14 protein-coding genes are annotated in these 17,343 nt (G+C 31.7%); 1 reads left to right on the forward strand and 13 read right to left on the reverse strand.

Annotated elements, in window-relative coordinates; translation table 11 throughout:
* Positions 1-25: 25 nt before the first annotated feature.
* Positions 26-919 (reverse strand): CdaR family protein, encoded by an 894-nt coding sequence (locus ACVC3Y_RS07180; RefSeq protein ID WP_452226504.1) that lies wholly within the window; start codon positions 917-919, stop codon positions 26-28.
* A gap of 71 nt (positions 920-990) precedes the next feature.
* Complete coding sequence (locus ACVC3Y_RS07185; protein WP_452226505.1) at positions 991-1,995, reverse strand: glycosyltransferase; 1,005 nt, start codon at positions 1,993-1,995, stop codon at positions 991-993.
* Positions 1,996-2,069: 74 nt separating this feature from the next.
* On the opposite strand from ACVC3Y_RS07185, the gene ACVC3Y_RS07190 reads away from it, so the two are divergent.
* On the forward strand, positions 2,070-3,182 hold the full coding sequence (locus ACVC3Y_RS07190) for a sulfotransferase family 2 domain-containing protein (RefSeq protein WP_303424085.1): 1,113 nt from the start codon (positions 2,070-2,072) through the stop codon (positions 3,180-3,182).
* 83 nt (positions 3,183-3,265) lie between these two features.
* On the opposite strand, the gene ACVC3Y_RS07195 is transcribed toward ACVC3Y_RS07190, so the two are convergent.
* The 11 genes from ACVC3Y_RS07195 to ACVC3Y_RS07245 form a co-directional block, all read right to left on the reverse strand.
* On the reverse strand, positions 3,266-5,002 hold the full coding sequence (locus ACVC3Y_RS07195; protein ID WP_452226506.1) for a T9SS type A sorting domain-containing protein: 1,737 nt from the start codon (positions 5,000-5,002) through the stop codon (positions 3,266-3,268).
* A 218-nt stretch (positions 5,003-5,220) separates the two neighbouring features.
* Positions 5,221-7,812: a fibronectin type III domain-containing protein gene (locus tag ACVC3Y_RS07200; RefSeq protein WP_452226507.1), complete on the reverse strand. Its 2,592-nt coding sequence runs from the start codon at positions 7,810-7,812 to the stop codon at positions 5,221-5,223.
* Positions 7,813-7,961: 149 nt separating this feature from the next.
* The gene (locus ACVC3Y_RS07205; RefSeq protein WP_452226508.1) at positions 7,962-9,662 is read right to left on the reverse strand and encodes an FG-GAP-like repeat-containing protein; all 1,701 of its coding nucleotides are present in this window, start codon (positions 9,660-9,662) and stop codon (positions 7,962-7,964) included.
* 147 nt (positions 9,663-9,809) lie between these two features.
* Positions 9,810-10,622 (reverse strand): enoyl-ACP reductase FabI, encoded by an 813-nt coding sequence (locus ACVC3Y_RS07210; RefSeq protein WP_303424081.1) that lies wholly within the window; start codon positions 10,620-10,622, stop codon positions 9,810-9,812.
* A 115-nt stretch (positions 10,623-10,737) separates the two neighbouring features.
* Complete coding sequence (recN, locus tag ACVC3Y_RS07215) at positions 10,738-12,390, reverse strand: DNA repair protein RecN (RefSeq protein ID WP_452226509.1); 1,653 nt, start codon at positions 12,388-12,390, stop codon at positions 10,738-10,740.
* A gap of 85 nt (positions 12,391-12,475) precedes the next feature.
* A complete protein-coding gene (gene porD, locus ACVC3Y_RS07220; protein WP_452226510.1) occupies positions 12,476-13,363 on the reverse strand; it encodes a type IX secretion system protein PorD in 888 nt (295 codons plus the stop codon).
* The gene (coaBC, locus tag ACVC3Y_RS07225; protein ID WP_452226511.1) at positions 13,356-14,567 is read right to left on the reverse strand and encodes a bifunctional phosphopantothenoylcysteine decarboxylase/phosphopantothenate--cysteine ligase CoaBC; all 1,212 of its coding nucleotides are present in this window, start codon (positions 14,565-14,567) and stop codon (positions 13,356-13,358) included. The genes porD and coaBC overlap by 8 nt, the downstream gene beginning before the upstream one ends.
* Before the next feature lie 9 nt (positions 14,568-14,576).
* Positions 14,577-14,903, reverse strand: coding sequence for a DNA-directed RNA polymerase subunit omega (locus ACVC3Y_RS07230; protein WP_303424077.1), 327 nt, complete (start codon positions 14,901-14,903; stop codon positions 14,577-14,579).
* A gap of 6 nt (positions 14,904-14,909) precedes the next feature.
* The gene (locus ACVC3Y_RS07235) at positions 14,910-15,722 is read right to left on the reverse strand and encodes an outer membrane protein assembly factor BamD (protein WP_303424076.1); all 813 of its coding nucleotides are present in this window, start codon (positions 15,720-15,722) and stop codon (positions 14,910-14,912) included.
* A gap of 193 nt (positions 15,723-15,915) precedes the next feature.
* Positions 15,916-16,797 (reverse strand): 4-hydroxy-tetrahydrodipicolinate synthase, encoded by an 882-nt coding sequence (gene dapA, locus ACVC3Y_RS07240; protein WP_452226512.1) that lies wholly within the window; start codon positions 16,795-16,797, stop codon positions 15,916-15,918.
* Positions 16,790-17,317, reverse strand: a complete 528-nt coding sequence (locus ACVC3Y_RS07245; RefSeq protein ID WP_407941808.1) for a DUF6913 domain-containing protein — start codon at positions 17,315-17,317, stop codon at positions 16,790-16,792. Before ACVC3Y_RS07245 ends, dapA begins: the two co-directional genes overlap by 8 nt.
* Between the last annotated feature and the right edge of the window lie 26 nt (positions 17,318-17,343).

Raw genomic sequence — 17,343 nt, forward strand, 5'->3', positions numbered from 1 at the left:
TAATATTACTTACGTGCTTGAAGTTTCATTCTGTAATAATAAATTCAATAAACTCTTGCTTGATTTTAAAGTGCTTTACGGCTTCTGGCTTTTTATCAAGCTTAGGTACTAAATACGTTTGTCCTTTTACTAGTTTACTATAATCACAAATTACTTTAAAATCTTTGGCTTCTATGGAGTTAAATTTAGCCAAACTTGTATAATAGGAAACATTTACTGTCTTTGGAAAGTGTTTTAGCTTAATATCTACAGGCACATTTATTATTTGTACAACAATTGGTAATGTCCCTTCTGTATACTTTTCAACTTTAGCTTCAACATCAATTTTATGCACAGAAAACTTTAAATCTTTAGCTAAGTCATCCAGTTTTAAATTTATAGATTTTGAAATGTTTTGATTTACATTACTAAGAGTAATCGTGTCTGTCTCTATTTTATCCATTTTATCTAATATGGCTTTTGCTCCAATTATTTTAACCGAATCGGGTTGCAAAACAATATTATCTGTTAGGTTATAACCAGGGCTATAACTTATTTTAGAAAGTAATTTAATAGGGACAGTTTTAACTGCATTTATATCATAAGCAAACCACAAACTGTCTGGAACAATATTTACCAATTCTATATTTTTATTAAATTGATTGTGTAATGCTGCAAATGCTTTGTTTTTACTCCAAATGTAAGCAGAATCTGTTTTATCAATATGTTTAGAAAAATCTATTCGTATTTTAGGTTTAGAAAAATGGTATTGCAATAAATCGAACCCATACGTTTTTATAGTAATTTCTAATACTTGACTCGTATCGTTAAGTATTACTTCTTCTTCGGGAATATTAATTTTATCAATATTAAAAACAAAAGTATTTGTATAGCTTTTAGATAATTTAGTAAGTAACAAAATACCAAATGCTAATGCCAAAAACAGTAAAAAAATATTAATTTTTTTTGTTTTTATAAACGATAAAAATTCTAATTTAATCTTATTTAACATTATTTTTTAAAGAATAATTCTGGAAATTGATCTTCGGGTATTTTATTTAATAAACCGACAATAAAAGTCGATTTAAAAAAACCATACCCATAACCATAAAACTGAATACAAATTGCAAGCATAGATTGTATAGCAATAACTATATTTTTTGTTTTTAATATAGCTAAAACAAATGCTAAAACAAAGTACAATGCATATACATATAACAAAACTTTATAATGAAATAAACACAAAACTATAGCTAGAATAAATCCGAAACTAAAAATACTAGGAAACCAATACGTGATTTTCTTTGTTTGTGGATGCCAAGCATTAAGAATTGGCCTCACCATACCAAATTTATATACTTGTGTATAGAATTTAGACCAAGAAATTCTTCTTTTATGATATACATAAGCCTCAGGAATTAATTTTGTTTGGTAGCCAAGTTTCCATAAACGAATAGATAAATCGGGGTCTTCACCAGGATGAATGGAGCCAAATCCTTTTGTTTTAAGGAATGCTTTTTTTGAAATCCCCATGTTAAAACTTCGGGGTTGAAACTTATTTACGCTATTCTTATTCCCTCTAATTCCTCCAGTAGTAATAAAGGATGTCATTGCGAAATTTATAGCTTTTTGTAAATTGGTAAACGAAGTATCTGCTGCATCTGGACCTCCAAAACAGTCTACATACTCTTTATCTAGACTATTACTAACTTCATTTAAATATTGTGAAGGCAAAATACAATCACTATCTAAAATAATAAAATAGTTACCGGTCGCTTTATACATTCCAAAATTTCTAGAATCACCAGGACCTGAGTTGGACTTAAAATAGTATGCTATATCTAATTGATCTGTATATTTATTTACAACCTCTTTAGAGGTCTTTGTCGAGCCATCTTCTACAATAACAACTTGAAAGCTTGCTTTTGTTTTTAATAGCGTAAAACTATGCAATAACTCATCAATTTCTTGAGGTCTGTTATAAACAGGAATAATAAATGAAAAGTCTAAATGCATGCTACAAATGTAAGACAATCGAATAAATTATTATCTTTCAAAAATCAGTATCTTTATATAAAATTGTATTAACAATGAGTTCAAAAAATATTTTTATTCATATTCCTAAAACTGGAGGCACTACAATTAATTGTGTGATGAATAAAACAGAATGGCAAACCAAACCAGATTTTAATTATAGACATATTTTATATGAAACTAAAAGGTCTAATTCGAAAGATATTTTTAATCCATTAAACTACAATAAATATGATGCATATCATATATTCATGTTGTTAAGAAATCCTATAGACAGACTTATTTCTGAATACTATTTTATTAAAGACAGACAAGAGTTTATGTCACTAATTAAACCAGTGCCAAGAAATTTAAAAGAATATATTAAAAGTAAACAAACGCAAAACTATATGATTGGTTTCCTATTAGGAAAAAGAATGTATGACGAAGAATTAGTAACCCAAAGCGACTACGATTTAGTTATTAATACGATTAACAACTTACCTATTAATGTTGGTGTTTTTGAAGAATACGCAAAATCACTACAACACTTTAGTTCTATTACAGGAATAAAATTACCGAAAAACATTGATATTAAACGAATAACACTTAATAGGCCTAAGCTTGATAAGGTATCTCAAGAGATTAAAGATTTAGTAATAAAACATAATGCCTTAGATTTTAAGCTATATAATTATTGCGTAAAAAAGTTTGAAGAAAACACCAAAGATTTAAAACAAAATAAATCTTTAAATTTTAGAGGAGATAAATATAATTATGTATTGAAATATACAGAGCGATTTAACCTTTTAGAAATAGGAATTAAAAACAAAAAATTTATTTATAACAATACCGCTTTTTTTCAAGAGTTAAATAATTATTTACACCATAGTTTAAAACTTAAAGATGGAGAAGAATATGTTTCTATGTGGAATGCTTGTTTTATTAAGACTATTAACAGCACCTATACGAACTCTCCATTATCGATTCAACTTAATAAATTAAAGGACGAAAAAGATCCTTTAAAAAATACCGAAGCGATATGCAGTGTAATAAATAAAACCATAATGGGGAACTCCTTTCTTAAATACAATAAGAAGCTACATTTTAATAAAAATTTAATACCAGAAAAAGCATCTAATACAAATACAAGCTTTTTTACTTCAATTAAAAACAAGATATTTAAATAACGAAAACATAAGTTTCATAATATATATATATTAAAAAAAGCCACCTTAAAGGCGGCTTTTTATTATATATAAGTTCTTAAATATTAATTCTTAAGTACTCTTACCGTTTCTGTAACACCACCTATTGTTACTTTAACAAAGTAGGCTCCAGATTGTAAATTTTCCATACTAATTTCTGTGTCAACCGCATTAGGAGCAGTACGAAGTACTTCTTGACCTAACATATTATAAACAGATACGTTATCGATATCTTTTTGTGCCTTTAATGTTAAAGCACTAGACACTGGATTTGGATAGTAAGTAAAAGCTAAACCATTTGCATTAATATCTGCCGTAGATAATGTAACATCTGCAATAATATCAAAAGTCCCTTCTGTTCTAGAAGCAGTAGGAGACACAGGGACAGCACCGTCACTCCAAACTCTCACATAGTAAGTACCATCAGCTAAGTCCGTTAATGTTATGGTACCACCTGTATCAGAATTGGAACCTGCACACCCTAAAGCATTAATATCTAAAAAGTCACACTCATCAGGATAAATAGCTAAACCGGCTTCATTAGAAGTTCCAGTAGGTGTTGTAGTAACTGTTAATTCATTTGGCCCTCCTGTTAATGTAATAGAGTACCATACATCTGCATGCGTATCAAATGGATCACAATCTGTATCATCATCACTGCCTGTACCTTGATCTGTTGCTCCAGCTGTAGTACCAGTTGTAGATACACCTAAAGTTAATGCTTCAGAAGCATCACAATTATCATTAGAAGGAGCAGGAATAGATACACTACATGTTGTAGTTAATATAAAATCTCCTGTAGAAGTACCATATCCTTCTACCATAATGTAGAATGTTTCTGTTCCAGTATTTGTTACAGTAACTTCCGATTGCAATGCACAAAAATCATCATTTGTTGCTATTTGCGTAGTTGCAGGACAATCCGAATATACAATCATATTGGTATCATAATCAGAGTTACATAAACTAAAAGTAACATCTTCCGTCACACCAGGATTTGAATAAACGTACCATAAATCTGCAGCATCATTACCTCCAGTATTTGTTGCAGCAGCATCAGCCGTACTTCCAACAACTTGAGAACCACAAGAAACTGCAATTCCGGTATTACAAGTATCATTTGTAGGAGTTGGAGGCGCTGAGATAGACATAAAATTCCATTCCGTACAACCAGTTGCAACTCCACCAGCATTAGAAGGAACAATCATCCAGTAATACATAGTATCATACTCAAGACCAGTAATCAAAACAAACTCGTCAGTAGTTGTTCCTAAAGAGGTTAGCGCTCCAGAAGTTGTTCCAAAAAACACTTCATATTCGCTAGGAGCACCTCCTGTTCCATCAGGAATCCAAGATAAATCAACAGTACTTCCTAACCCAGTGTTTGTTCCACCAACTGATGGTGTAGGAGATCCTGTACATAATGGTGGGTCTGGTACAACTTGACAAATCACAACTATTGCTGTATCTATATCTGTGGTGGGGTTTCCTGTACCAACTTCTACCCCAATGTTATCTAATATCCGATACGACATTTCGGTGGGATAATCTCCATCTACAGAATGCATCGTTGTTATTTGGTCCCCATCATTAACTGAAATAATCAATGAAGCTTGAGCTCCACTAGTAAAAGTAGCTTCATCAAGTACTACTGATCCGTTTACAAGTACGTCCACGGTACCTCCGTTCCATCCGTCACCCCAAGAGTCATTCATTTCTAAAGTGTAGTCACATTGTGCATTCGCTTGAAAAGAAAAAGCAAAAGCAATAAATGCAATACATAATAAAGTAATTTTTTTCATATTAAATTGGTTTTTTGTTAATAAATTATTTAATTAATAAATAAATTTACAAAAAAATCATTAAAATCATATTGATAATACACTAATAATCTGCTAGATACTTTAGGGAAATGGTAATTTATAGTAAGACTACTATGATTATAGTAAATACATTAAATTTTTAAATAAAAAAAGCCACCCAAAGGGTGGCTTTTTAAATATGAATAAGTTCTAATTAATTAGTTCTTAAGTACTCTTACTGTTTCTGTAGAGTTACCAATTGTTACTTTAACAAAGTAAGCTCCAGATTGTAAAGAAGTCATGTTAACTTCTGTATTAACAGCGTTAGGAGCAGTACGAAGTACTTCTTGACCTAACATGTTGTATACAGATATGTTTTCAATATCTTTTTGTGCTTTTAAAACTAAAGCATTAGATACTGGGTTTGGATAGTAAGTAAATGCTAAACCGTTATCAAAATCTTGATTAGATAAAGTTGAACAAGAAACTAAAGCTTCCCAACCTTCTCTTGAAACTGTTCCATCTGATGTAAATACAAATGTTAGACACCCAGAAGCATCACTAGAAGTTATTGACATACCTTCTAAATCACCTGTACCTGCTGCAGGAAGATCATCTTCATCCCAACACCAAATTGTTCCACCTGCTGGAGGATCAATAGTTACCGCTAAATCATCTGCACCATCATGAATGGTTAATCCATCATAACAAGCTGCTGCTCCATTATTTTCAGTAGAGAAAGATGTAAAGTCTATAGTAACAACATCCCCTGGTGAATCTGGACAAATTGTATAGGTAATAGTTGCACTATTTGAGTAATCTCCAGAAGCTCCACCAGAATCTAAAAAGACACCACTAGTACAGGTAGGAGGTACAGCTACATAAGGTGTAGCAAATGAAAATGGTCCAGACCAAGCAGATGCACCATCTACACCACAGTCTGTTTGAACATAAAACTCATAGCTATTATCGCCAGTTAAACCAGTAGCACTGTATGGGTTCATTACTCCAGAAGCAGTTGCTGTTCCTGTTACAGTTTGACCAGCAGTGATATCAACTAATTCAATATTCCATGAAGTTGCTGTCCCATTTTCTGTCCAACTTAAGTCCGCAGAGGTTTCCATAATATTTGAAGCAGCCAAAGCAGAAGGAGCAGGACATGTTTCTAACGTCGTAAACGCAAAAGGCCCAGCCCATGAAGAGTAGTCACCTCCGCAATCAGATCTTACATAAAAAGCATAATCGTTGTTTTCTGTAAGTCCCATTGCTGTGTAAGGATTAGCAACTCCCGTAGCAGTTGGCATTCCTGTTGCAGCACCAGCAGCAGTAACGTCTACTATTTCAATATCCCATAAAGTTGCTGTTCCATTTTCTGTCCATCCTAAATCGGCAGTTGTATCTGCAACAGTTGTAGCTGTTAAAGCATTAGGAGTTGGACAAGTAGGTAATTCTGTAAAAGATACGTTATCGATAGCAATATCCCCTTCAAATGTTCCTGCACTTGTTGCAGAAAAAGTTATTGTTATAGATTGTCCTGCATATGCAGCTAAATCTACAGTAGCAAGCTCCCAAGGAGTAGTTGCACTAGTTTGTTGTTCACCTGAAACAGTAAACACACTAGTAGTACCGTTAACTAATACATCAAGAGTTCCAATTTGCCCACCATACATATGGTAATTAAATGTTAAAGCAGGAGCTGTAAGACCTGATAAATCTACCAAAGGAGAAACTAAGTCTGTAACATCACCTGAGGCACCTGTAGATGCTTCTGTAAAAAAGTAATTACCTGTAGTTATTGTAGGGTCTGGTCCTGTACCTCCAGAGGATGTATCTGTTCCAGCAGCTGCCTCCCAATAATATGATCCACCAGTAGCTGACCAACAGTTTTCGCTATTGAATACTGCATCCGTAGTTATAGTAAAAGTTTCAAAATCTTCTGTATATGGTGTAGCAATTGCAGCACATGTGGTACTAAAAGCAAAAGGTCCTACCCAATTAGAAGTTCCACCACCACAATCTGCTCTTACATAAAACTCATATGCAGTATTTTCAGTAAGCATCGTTGCTCCATAAGGGTTAGTTACTCCTGTTGCTGTAGCAGTTCCTGTTGGTGTTGTACCAGCTGTTACTAATTCTACATCCCATAATGTTGCAGTTCCAGCTTCAGTCCAAGCAAGATCAGCAGTTACATCTGTAATGTTAGCAACCGATAAAGTAGTTGGGTCCAAACATGAAGGTGGTGCAGCAGATGTAATTGTAGGAGAAGTTACACAAAATCCCCATTGCCATCCCCCTTGGTCATCGTAAGTAAAACGATATTGAAATCCTGATAACTGTGTAGCAGTATAACCAGAAATATCTAAAACAGCAGATGTATATGCTACTGTATTAGCACATGTTTGAAAATCATTGGCTGTAGAGTTTCCTACAAATGTTTCTAGAGCAGTCCAAGTCATTGCATCTGCATCGTAAACCTCAATAGCTAAAACATCGCCTCCTAAGGCTCTGTATGTAAACTCACCACTTACGGTAATCCAAGTTTCGCCTGCGCCACTAGCTGCAGTTAAATCGATGACTGGTGATGTTAATTCTAAGTTATCCCCAGAACCGTTTCCTGCTGCATCATCATCCCAAGTTAATGTTGGTCCTGTAGTAGTAGGATCTGATAATAATCCACCAGCAATATACGTCCCAGAAAGAGACCAGCCAGCATTTGGCCATGTTGCGGCTTGGTTTAATGTTTGTCCATAAGAACTAAAAGTAAAAACTCCTAGAATAGCAAACATAAAAAACAATGTAATTTTTTTCATAAGAAAATATGGTTTTTAGTTAAAAAAATGTGATTAAGATTCGAAAATATTGATATTATATCACATAATGAGCTAATACGCTAACAAATCGACAAAAAACACTTTTATGCGATAAAAAGCACAATGCTATTCTGTTACAATTAAATGAATTACTGTTTAATCCATTTTAAAACCGATGTTCCTTGCGCTGTAGAAACATAAAGAAGATAATGTCCTGCATTTAGCTGAGAAACTTCCATTTTGCGGCTGTTTTCCTGAACTAAAACACTTTGACCAAGCATGGAATATAACTCTAATTTATAAACTGGTAATTTTGAATTAACCACAATAACATCATTTACAGGATTAGATTGTAAACTAACTTTATTTATTTGAAAGTCATTATTTGACAATGTTGAATTTTCAACAATGTGTATCGTTTGATTAGCACTAACATTATTTATAATGTCTACAACACCACTTAACCAGGTAACTTTAACATAATCTATTGTTGTATCGTTTCCTAAGCCAAAGCTTTCTGTTGTAGAATTTTGAGACATATAACCTTCTCCACTATGTGTATACCTATATTGTTTGTTTCCGTTTATTGAAATTTCAATAACTGAGCCTATACCATCTATATTACTTTGAACACCTTCTAAACTTACTTTTAGCCAATTATTTGTAGTAATACTAAGGTTTTTCCAAATAAATACATTGTCATCCCCTCCATTATTAACAACAATATCTATAAGACCATCCTTATTTATATCACTTACAGCATTAGAATAACTCTCACTATTATCTCCTAAAAAACCAGCATTAGCAGGCGCTTGAAAGATTCCTGTCCCTATATTTTCATAAAAAGCTGCAGAAACGAAACTAGGCACAGTACCATCTAGAGATCCACTAACATACATGTCTATATCTTTATCGTTTTCTGCATCAAGAAAAACAGTTCCCCAACCAATACTATTGTAGCTAGTTCCAGATCCTTCAGTGGCATTAGCAAAAGTACCATCGCCTTCGTTTCTAAACAACACATTACCAGCAGTAGTATTGGTAACATATATATCAAACCAACCATCATTGTTATAATCGCCTATGGTTGTCGTCATAGCATCTATAGATATATTTGTTCCTGAATATTCACTTTCATCTACAAAAGTCCCATCTCCATTATTTTTATACATAATGTTTGCGTTATTATATTTATCATTTGAAATATAAATATCTTGCCAGCCATCGTTATTAAAATCAAAAAAAGCAGCACAAAAGGACATGTAAGCAGATGAAGAAATACCAGCAGTTGCACTTACATCTACAAATGTATTATTTCCATTATTTTTATATAGCTTATTTGAAATAGTTTCACTTCTGTTATTAATAAATACATCCAAAAAACCATCATTATCAATATCTCCCCAAGTTGCTCCATATGAAAACATATTTGCAGTACTTATTCCTGAGCTAGCAGTAATATCGACAAAAGTTAAACTTCCTGTATTTTCAAACAATTTATTACCATCAGTATCACTAGTTACAAAGAGATCTTTATCACCATCATTGTCAATATCTACCCAGCTTATTGACTTTGTTCTATAATTAAGATTTATAGTGCTAAATACTTGTTCAACAAAAGTTCCGTTTACATTTTTAAAAAATCTAATGTTTTGTCCAGCACCAGTTGCTAAGGTAATATCATCCCAGCCATCCTTATCAAAATCGACTAAGGATACACCGCTTCCTAAAAAGGGTGTTCCAGAAGAAACATTTACACCTAAAGCTAGAGCTTCATCTTGAAAGTTTATCTGTGATAATATGGTATTAGAAACTAGGAGGAAAAGAAAGAATATGTATTTTTTTATCATAACTGCTTTAAAATTTTTTAATCTATTTACAAGAATTGACTAATTTAAAAAAAATACAACAAACAGACAGTGTAGATTTTATATATACCAAATAAAAAAGACCTTGTTTACACAAAGTCTTTTTTATTATAATATATTAAATAGAAACTATTTATCTATAAAAGCTTCCATTACTTCATTACTAACTCCTACATTACTAAATCCGCCATCATGAAATAAATTTTGTAGGGTTACCATTTTGGTTAAATCACTAAACATAGCTACCGTATAGTTTGCACAATCTAATGCCGTAGCGTTTCCTAAAGGAGACATTTTATCTGCATAGGCAATAAAACCATCAAATCCTTTTACTCCAGAACCTGCAGTTGTTGGTGTTGGCGATTGTGAAATGGTGTTTACTCTAACCGTTTTATCTTTTCCCATAAAATAGCCAAAGCTACGCGCAATACTTTCTAGATACGCTTTATTATCTGCCATATCATTATAGTCTGGAAAAACGCGCTGCGCTGCCATATACGTTAGAGCGACGATACTTCCCCAAGAATTCATAGCATCTTTTTTGTACAAGGTTTGCATTACTTTATGAAAAGACATTGCTGAAATATCGGTTCCTTTTTTGGTCCAATCGTAATTTTGGTCCGTATACGCATTACCTTTTCTTACATTTATAGACATACCAATAGAATGCAAAACAAAATCAATTTTACCTCCTAAAATTTCCATAGATTTTTCAACAAGATTTTCTAAATCTTCTAAAGAAGTAGCATCTGCTGGAATCACTTGAGCACCTGTTTTTTCTGCCAATGCATTAATAGTTCCCATTCTTAAAGCAACAGGAGCATTTGTTAAAACAAAGGTCCCTCCTTCTTCATGAACGCGTTCTGCGGTTTTCCATGCGATGGAGTTTTCATCTAGTGCGCCAAAAATGATTCCTTTTTTTCCTTTTAATAAATTGTACATATGTAATATGTTATTTGGTTTTATTAGTTTTATAAATTGTAATTCAAATATAACTAAATTAATATTTACGAACTACCTATTCATTTGGTATTAGTTATGCATACATAGTATGCTATTAATTTAATAATTGTTTTGCATGTGCCATAGCAGAATTTGAAGCCTCTTTTCCGTCTAACATTTGTGCAATTTCCACAATTCGCTCATTAGGATTAAGTTTCACTAAATTAGTAGTTGTTATCTCATCTACATCTTCTTTATAGACTTTAAAATGTGTATGTCCTTTTGCTGCAATTTGTGGTAAATGGGTAATTGCAAACACTTGCATCGTTTTACTCATGTTTTGCATAATAAGCGCCATTTTATTTGCTATCTCACCAGAAACTCCGGTATCAATCTCATCAAACATAATGGTTGGCAATTGTATATAATTAGATAAAATCGATTTTATTGCCAGCATGATTCTTGCTAACTCTCCTCCTGACGCTGCTTTTTTAAGTTCGTTAAATTGACCGCCTTTATTTGCTGAAAATAAAAAGGACAATTGATCTTTACCGTTATATAAATAATCTGTAATGGAAATAATATCTATTTTAAATTGGGCATTTGGCATGCCTAAGTCGTTTAGAATTTGTTCTAATTCTTGAATAAGCTTAGGTATTGTTTTTTCTCTATTTTTATGAATAGCTTCAGAAATAACATCTAATTTTTTAGTTATAGTTTGTATTCCTTTTTGTTTCTGAAGTATATGTGTTTCTAAACTTTCTGTATCGGAAACTTTATCGGTTAATTTATTTTTGATTTCAATTAATTCCGAAACATTTTCGGCAACATGTTTTTGCATTAAATTATGAAGCGTTTGCAACTTAGCATTTACGACTTCTAATCGTTTGGGATCTGCATCTAAGTTTTCTTGAAGCGTTTCGATTTCTGCAAAAGTATCGTCTAAATCGATAAGACTGCTATTTACTCTAGTAAATAAATTTTGATAATTATTGGAATAATTAGATAATTTTTGAAGTGTATTTTTTAATTGTGTTAATAAGTTAAGAATACCTAAATCATCATCTTGTAATAGTTGATGCGAGTGTGTTAGTTTTTCTTGAATTTCTTCAATATTATTTAAGGTTTCATATTCTTCTTCTAAACTTTCTAATTCTCCAGCTACTAAATTAGCTTCGGTTAATTCTTTTAATAAAAAAGTATTATAATCCTGTTCTTTTAATGCTTCTGCTTGAAGTTTATAAAGTTCCTTTAATTCTTTTTGAAGTTTTTTATACGTAGCTAGTTCGACTTGGTAATTTTCTAAATTGGATTTATTATTTGCTAAAGCATCTATAATTTGAAATTGAAAATCGTCATCTACCAATTGCATGGTTTGATTTTGGGAATGCACGTCTATTAAATGCTTCCCTAACAATTGTAATGTGTTTAAATTAACTGGGGTATCATTTACAAATGCTCTAGATTTACCTGAGGGAAGTATTTCTCTTCTTATTATGGTTTGGCTGTCAAAATCTAAATCTTGGGTATTAAATAGATTTTCTAGTTGATAATTTTTTATATTAAAAATGGCTTCAATAACACATTTTCTCTCCTTATTCTTTAAACTACTTAAGTCTGCTCGTTTTCCTAATATTAAAGATAAACCGCCTAATAAAATTGATTTTCCTGCACCTGTTTCGCCAGTAATTATAGTGAATCCTTGGTTAAAATCTACCAAAAGCGCATCTATTAAAGCGTAATTTTTTATGGATAAAGAGGTTAGCATAGTAGTATTAATTATTGCAGGTTCGGTAAACAGTACTAATCAATAGAATTAGGTATCCAGATTCCTAGCTTTGAGAAATGAAGAACTAAAACGAAATATTTCGCCATTTACTAGAATGCATTGGCGCGACTCTGTTTAGTATTTCTAATAGTTTGTTTACATCTACATTTGGACCTCCAGAGAAAATTTGTTCTATTTCATCTGCTTTTGCATCAAAGAAAGTACGTGATAAATAAGAGTTAGGTCTTTGTCTATGTACTGCATTCATCTCGATTATTGCATTTGCAATTTCAGTTTTAGCTTGTTTATTATCTTCGCTCATAGTGTCTAATCCTTTTCTATGGTAGTTGTATAAAACACTTCTAAAGTCTTTGTATGTTGGAGATAAAATATTGTCTATTAAGATAAATCTACTTTGCAAACCGTCTTCTAATTTCCACCCTTTAAAACTCTCTTGTTGCGAATAACTCACAATATTTTGTGCTTGCTTAAAGTACTCTTCCCCCCCTTTTAAACGAAATGTGTCTGCATCTAAACCTAATACCATATAAATATGAAAAGCTAATACGGAGACTAAATTAGACTCAAATTGATTCGCATTGTAAATAAGGTTTTGAAATTCTAAATATTTAAAAGAAAAATCTTTATCATTTATATTATATACTGGTGTTGTATAGGTAGATCCATAAACAGGCCTAGCAGATTGCACTTGTATGGATGCATTAAAAAAATCGTTACTTTGTCCTGTAACGTTAATTACCATACTACACTCTATCTGCTCTTGAGGTCCAAATTTCTTGTTTGTCCACTCCGTTTTATTTACAAATTCGTTGAGTTGTTTTTCTAACGTTTTAAATAGTTGTAGATTTTCATTACCCGTTAGTTGTGCACTTACTACGACATTGCATTTTAATTCTTGCGAAAATCCAGCAAAACTAATACACATTATTAGACCTAAAAGTATATTACGCATGTATTTGTTTTATAATTTGATTAAAAATATCTATTGCTACTTCTGTTTTAGATTTAAGGGCATATTCGGTAACACATTCTTTAGCATCAATTAGTGTTACTTTATTGGTTTCTTTTTTAAAACCAGCACCTTTATCATTTAACGAATTTAATACAATTAAGTTTAAATTCTTCTTTTTTAATTTTCCTTTTGCGTTTTCAAGCTCATTATTAGTCTCTAATGCAAAGCCAACAAGAAATTGTTTTTCTTTAATTTCTCCTAAAGACGCCAATATATCTTTTGTTTTTTCTAACTCTAATGTTAACGTAGTATCTTTCTTTTTTATTTTTTGAGTTGCAGCTTTTTTTGGTTTATAATCTGCTACTGCAGCAGAAAGTATTGCAATATCTACATCTTTAAAATGTAAATGTGCAGCATCATACATTTCTTGAGCACTTACTACAGGAATAACCTGTATTAAAGCGTGTGTCACTTTTTGGTGTGTTGGTCCAGTAATTAGAATTACTTCTGCACCCAAATTTGCAGCCGCTTTTGCTAGCTCAAACCCCATTTTGCCAGACGAATGATTACCAATAAAACGAACAGGATCTATAGCTTCATAGGTTGGACCTGCAGTTAATAGGACTTTTTTATTTCTAAGTGGGAGTTTTTTTAAGATATCTTTTTCTAAAAAGGAAACGATATCTTTTGGTTCTGCCATTCTACCTTCACCTACTAAACCACTAGCAAGTTCACCACTTGTAGCTGGAATAATTATATTATTGAAGGATTTTAATTTTTTAAAGGACGCTAATGTAGATGCGTGTTTATACATATCTAAATCCATTGCAGGTGCAAAATAAACTGGACATTTTGCAGAAAGATATGTTGCTAAAAGTAGATTATCACAAACCCCATTCGCCATTTTAGACATGGTATTAGCTGTAGCAGGAGCAATAATAAAATAATCTGTCCAAAGACCAAGTTCTACATGATTATTCCAAACGCCATCTTCTTCATCTTCATTAGTAAAAGAAGTATGTACTGGGTTTTTAGAGAGTGTAGATAAGGTTAAAGGGGTAATAAAATCTTTACTAGCTGGAGTCATAACAACTTTTACGTTTGCTCCAGCTTTAATAAATAACCTAACTAATGATGCTGTTTTATAAGCAGCAATACCAGCAGTTATGCCTAACAGTATATTTTTGCCGCTTAGTATAGACATCTCTTTTTTTTACTGATTGTCTGCTTCTGTATCTCTATGGTAAATTTTACCATCTAACCATTCTTTAACAGCTAAAGCATGTGGTTTAGGTAATCTTTCATAGAACTTAGATACTTCAATTTGTTCTTTGTTCTCAAAGATTTCTTCTAAGCTATCGTTATATGTAGCAAACTCTTCTAATTTTTCAATTAATTCTTTTTTAATTTCAGAATTTATTTGCTCTGCTCTTTTAGATATAATTGAAATAGACTCATAGATGTTTCCTGTAGCATCGTCTATTGCGTTTCTATTGTACGTTGTTGTACTTGTAGGTGCATCAATCTTCTTTAAATCCATAGTATATTAACTTTTAGTACTGTATTTTTTTAATTCTTGTTCTAAATTTTCTAACATGTCTTTTGTTTCCTCTAAATGCTCTGAGTTGGCGTATTTATTAACAAAAGAATGGTAGTATGTTTTAGCTTTTATAAGTCTGTCTTCTTTTTTTCTTTCTACACTATTAATTGCTAATTCATAAGCAGAATCTAGTCTGTAAAAAAGAGCTGTTTCGCGAAGTTTAGAACCTGGAAACTCAAAAATAAAATTATCGAAAGCTTTTATTGCTGCGTTATAATCTCTAGTATATCCAACGGTTTTATAATATTGGTATGCTATATCAAATGATTTTTGTTCTAATTTACCATCTAATTCTTGTACTAATGTATTCGCTTCTTCAAGAAATGGAGAATCTGGGTATGAATTTATAAACAGTTGAAATTTACTAATAGCATCTTTAGTTGCATGTTGCTCTTTAGTATAAGCAGGTGACAACATGTAACTACTTTTCGCAGAAAGAAAAGCAGCTTCTTCAGACTTTTCACTTTTAGGATAGGTAGTTACGAAACGATCAAACTGATATCCTGCTAAATAATAATCTTTCGATTTAAAATAAGAATCTGCATGCAAAAAAGAAAGTTTTTCCGCTTGAGGTTTCCCTCTATATTGTGGTATAATTTGCTCAAAAAGCCTATTCGCTTTCATGTATTTCCCTTTATTATACATGACCTCTCCTGCTTTAAACTTTGCGGCAATATCATCACCATTTAGAGCTTTTTGGTAAGGGCTACATGAACTTAATGCCAAGCCAATTAATAAAGTGTAAATTATTCTATTCATTTGTTAATTTTTCTGTTTTTACTATATGTTGCAATTCTTTAATAGAATTATACTCCCTAATTTTATAATTAGCTTTCTTGATTTTAAAACAGACTGCAAAATTAGTCTTTTATTATGGATTTTAAAAATATTTTATTCTGCTAAAATAACCGATGAAATCAAGGCATTTAAAGGTTTAAGTAATATTTAACTTTTATGCAAATACTTTTAGCGCTTCTTTAATATTTTGTTTTAATACATTAGATGCTTCCACTAATGGTAATCTTACACTAGAACTACACATATTTAATGCTTGAAATACGGCTTTAATTCCTGCAGGATTATTCTCTGCAAAAATTAACCCTGTAATATCCATTAGCTTAAAATGTAAAGCGTAAGCTTCTTTTGCTTTGCCTTCTAAACCTAAATTAATCATCGTTGTAAAATCTTTAGGTAATGCTTGACCAAGAACAGAAATTACTCCCGCTCCTCCTGCTAAAACAATTCCTAATGCTAAATCATCGTCTCCTGAAATCACTAAAAAATCTTCTGGTTTATTTTTTAGCAACTGTAAATATTGATGTACATTATTCCCTGCTTCTTTAACTGCGATAATATTTTTAAAATCTTTAGCTAAACGCAAAGTCGTTTCTGGTAACATGTTTTTAGAAGTCCTTCCTGGAACGTTATATAAAATTACAGGAACTGGTGATGCTTCGGCAACTGCTTTAAAATGCTGATATAACCCTTCTTGTGTAGGCTTACTGTAATATGGAGATACAGATAAAATAGCAGCAATACCAGAGAAATCTGTATTTTTTATCTCTTCTACAACTTGCGACGTATTATTTCCACCAATCCCTAGAACTAATGGCAACCTACCATTATTGGCTTTTATAACGGTCTTGGTTATTGCTGTTTTTTCTTCGGCAGTAATGGTTACACTTTCTCCTGTAGTTCCACTTATTACAAGATAATCTGTTCCGTTCTCTATATTATATGTAACGATAGCCTCCAAAGATTTATGGTCTATACTTAAATCTTCATTAAAAGGAGTTACTAAAGCTACTCCTGTACCTACAAATTTTTTATTCATTACTTATTTTATTAAATGTATTAAGGTATTTTATCAATTCGTTTTTAAATAAATCGAATTGTTTTAAATTGGTTTTAATAATTAAATCATTTAATCGAGTATCAGATTGCAATACTCCGATTTTGAATTTAGATTTCGACGCTGCACTTAAAACCTTCATTTCTAAAACATCAGCTTCATAATAACTAATTAAAGCATCAAATGGTGTGTCTATAAACTCTTGAAGCTCTTTGTTTTTTATTTTTCCTTTCCAATTAAAATCTTTTGGATTAAAACATACATCCCAAGAACTAATATCTTCTTTTTTATTAGAGGTAAACGCTATTATTTTAAGTTTATTAGGTCTTACATTTATTTCTTTAGCAAGCTTTCTAAAAGACTCAAAATCATCTACTTCATCTATATTTATCATTACCCCCAAGCTTGCTATCTTTTCATTGTTTGAAAAAACCTGTCTTGAGTTTAATAATTTACTAAGATGTTTTTTAGTAGAATTTTGCTTAAAACCCTTTAAAATCATTTATCTTTATTGTTTCTTACAAAGGT

Source organism: Lacinutrix cladophorae, assembly GCF_053604645.1.

Bases quoted from the DNA above. Each gene is read 5' to 3' on its own strand.
- ACVC3Y_RS07235 (WP_303424076.1), bottom strand. From the start codon at position 15,722: ATGAATAGAATAATTTACACTTTATTAATTGGCTTGGCATTAAGTTCA.
- ACVC3Y_RS07200 (WP_452226507.1), bottom strand. From the start codon at position 7,812: ATGAAAAAAATTACATTGTTTTTTATGTTTGCTATTCTAGGAGTTTTT.
- ACVC3Y_RS07195 (WP_452226506.1), bottom strand. From the start codon at position 5,002: ATGAAAAAAATTACTTTATTATGTATTGCATTTATTGCTTTTGCTTTT.
- ACVC3Y_RS07230 (WP_303424077.1), bottom strand. From the start codon at position 14,903: ATGGATTTAAAGAAGATTGATGCACCTACAAGTACAACAACGTACAAT.
- ACVC3Y_RS07190 (WP_303424085.1), top strand. From the start codon at position 2,070: ATGAGTTCAAAAAATATTTTTATTCATATTCCTAAAACTGGAGGCACT.
- coaBC (WP_452226511.1), bottom strand. From the start codon at position 14,567: ATGTCTATACTAAGCGGCAAAAATATACTGTTAGGCATAACTGCTGGT.
- ACVC3Y_RS07245 (WP_407941808.1), bottom strand. From the start codon at position 17,317: ATGATTTTAAAGGGTTTTAAGCAAAATTCTACTAAAAAACATCTTAGT.
- ACVC3Y_RS07210 (WP_303424081.1), bottom strand. From the start codon at position 10,622: ATGTACAATTTATTAAAAGGAAAAAAAGGAATCATTTTTGGCGCACTA.
- ACVC3Y_RS07205 (WP_452226508.1), bottom strand. From the start codon at position 9,662: ATGATAAAAAAATACATATTCTTTCTTTTCCTCCTAGTTTCTAATACC.
- ACVC3Y_RS07185 (WP_452226505.1), bottom strand. From the start codon at position 1,995: ATGCATTTAGACTTTTCATTTATTATTCCTGTTTATAACAGACCTCAA.
- recN (WP_452226509.1), bottom strand. From the start codon at position 12,390: ATGCTAACCTCTTTATCCATAAAAAATTACGCTTTAATAGATGCGCTT.
- porD (WP_452226510.1), bottom strand. From the start codon at position 13,363: ATGCGTAATATACTTTTAGGTCTAATAATGTGTATTAGTTTTGCTGGA.
- dapA (WP_452226512.1), bottom strand. From the start codon at position 16,797: ATGAATAAAAAATTTGTAGGTACAGGAGTAGCTTTAGTAACTCCTTTT.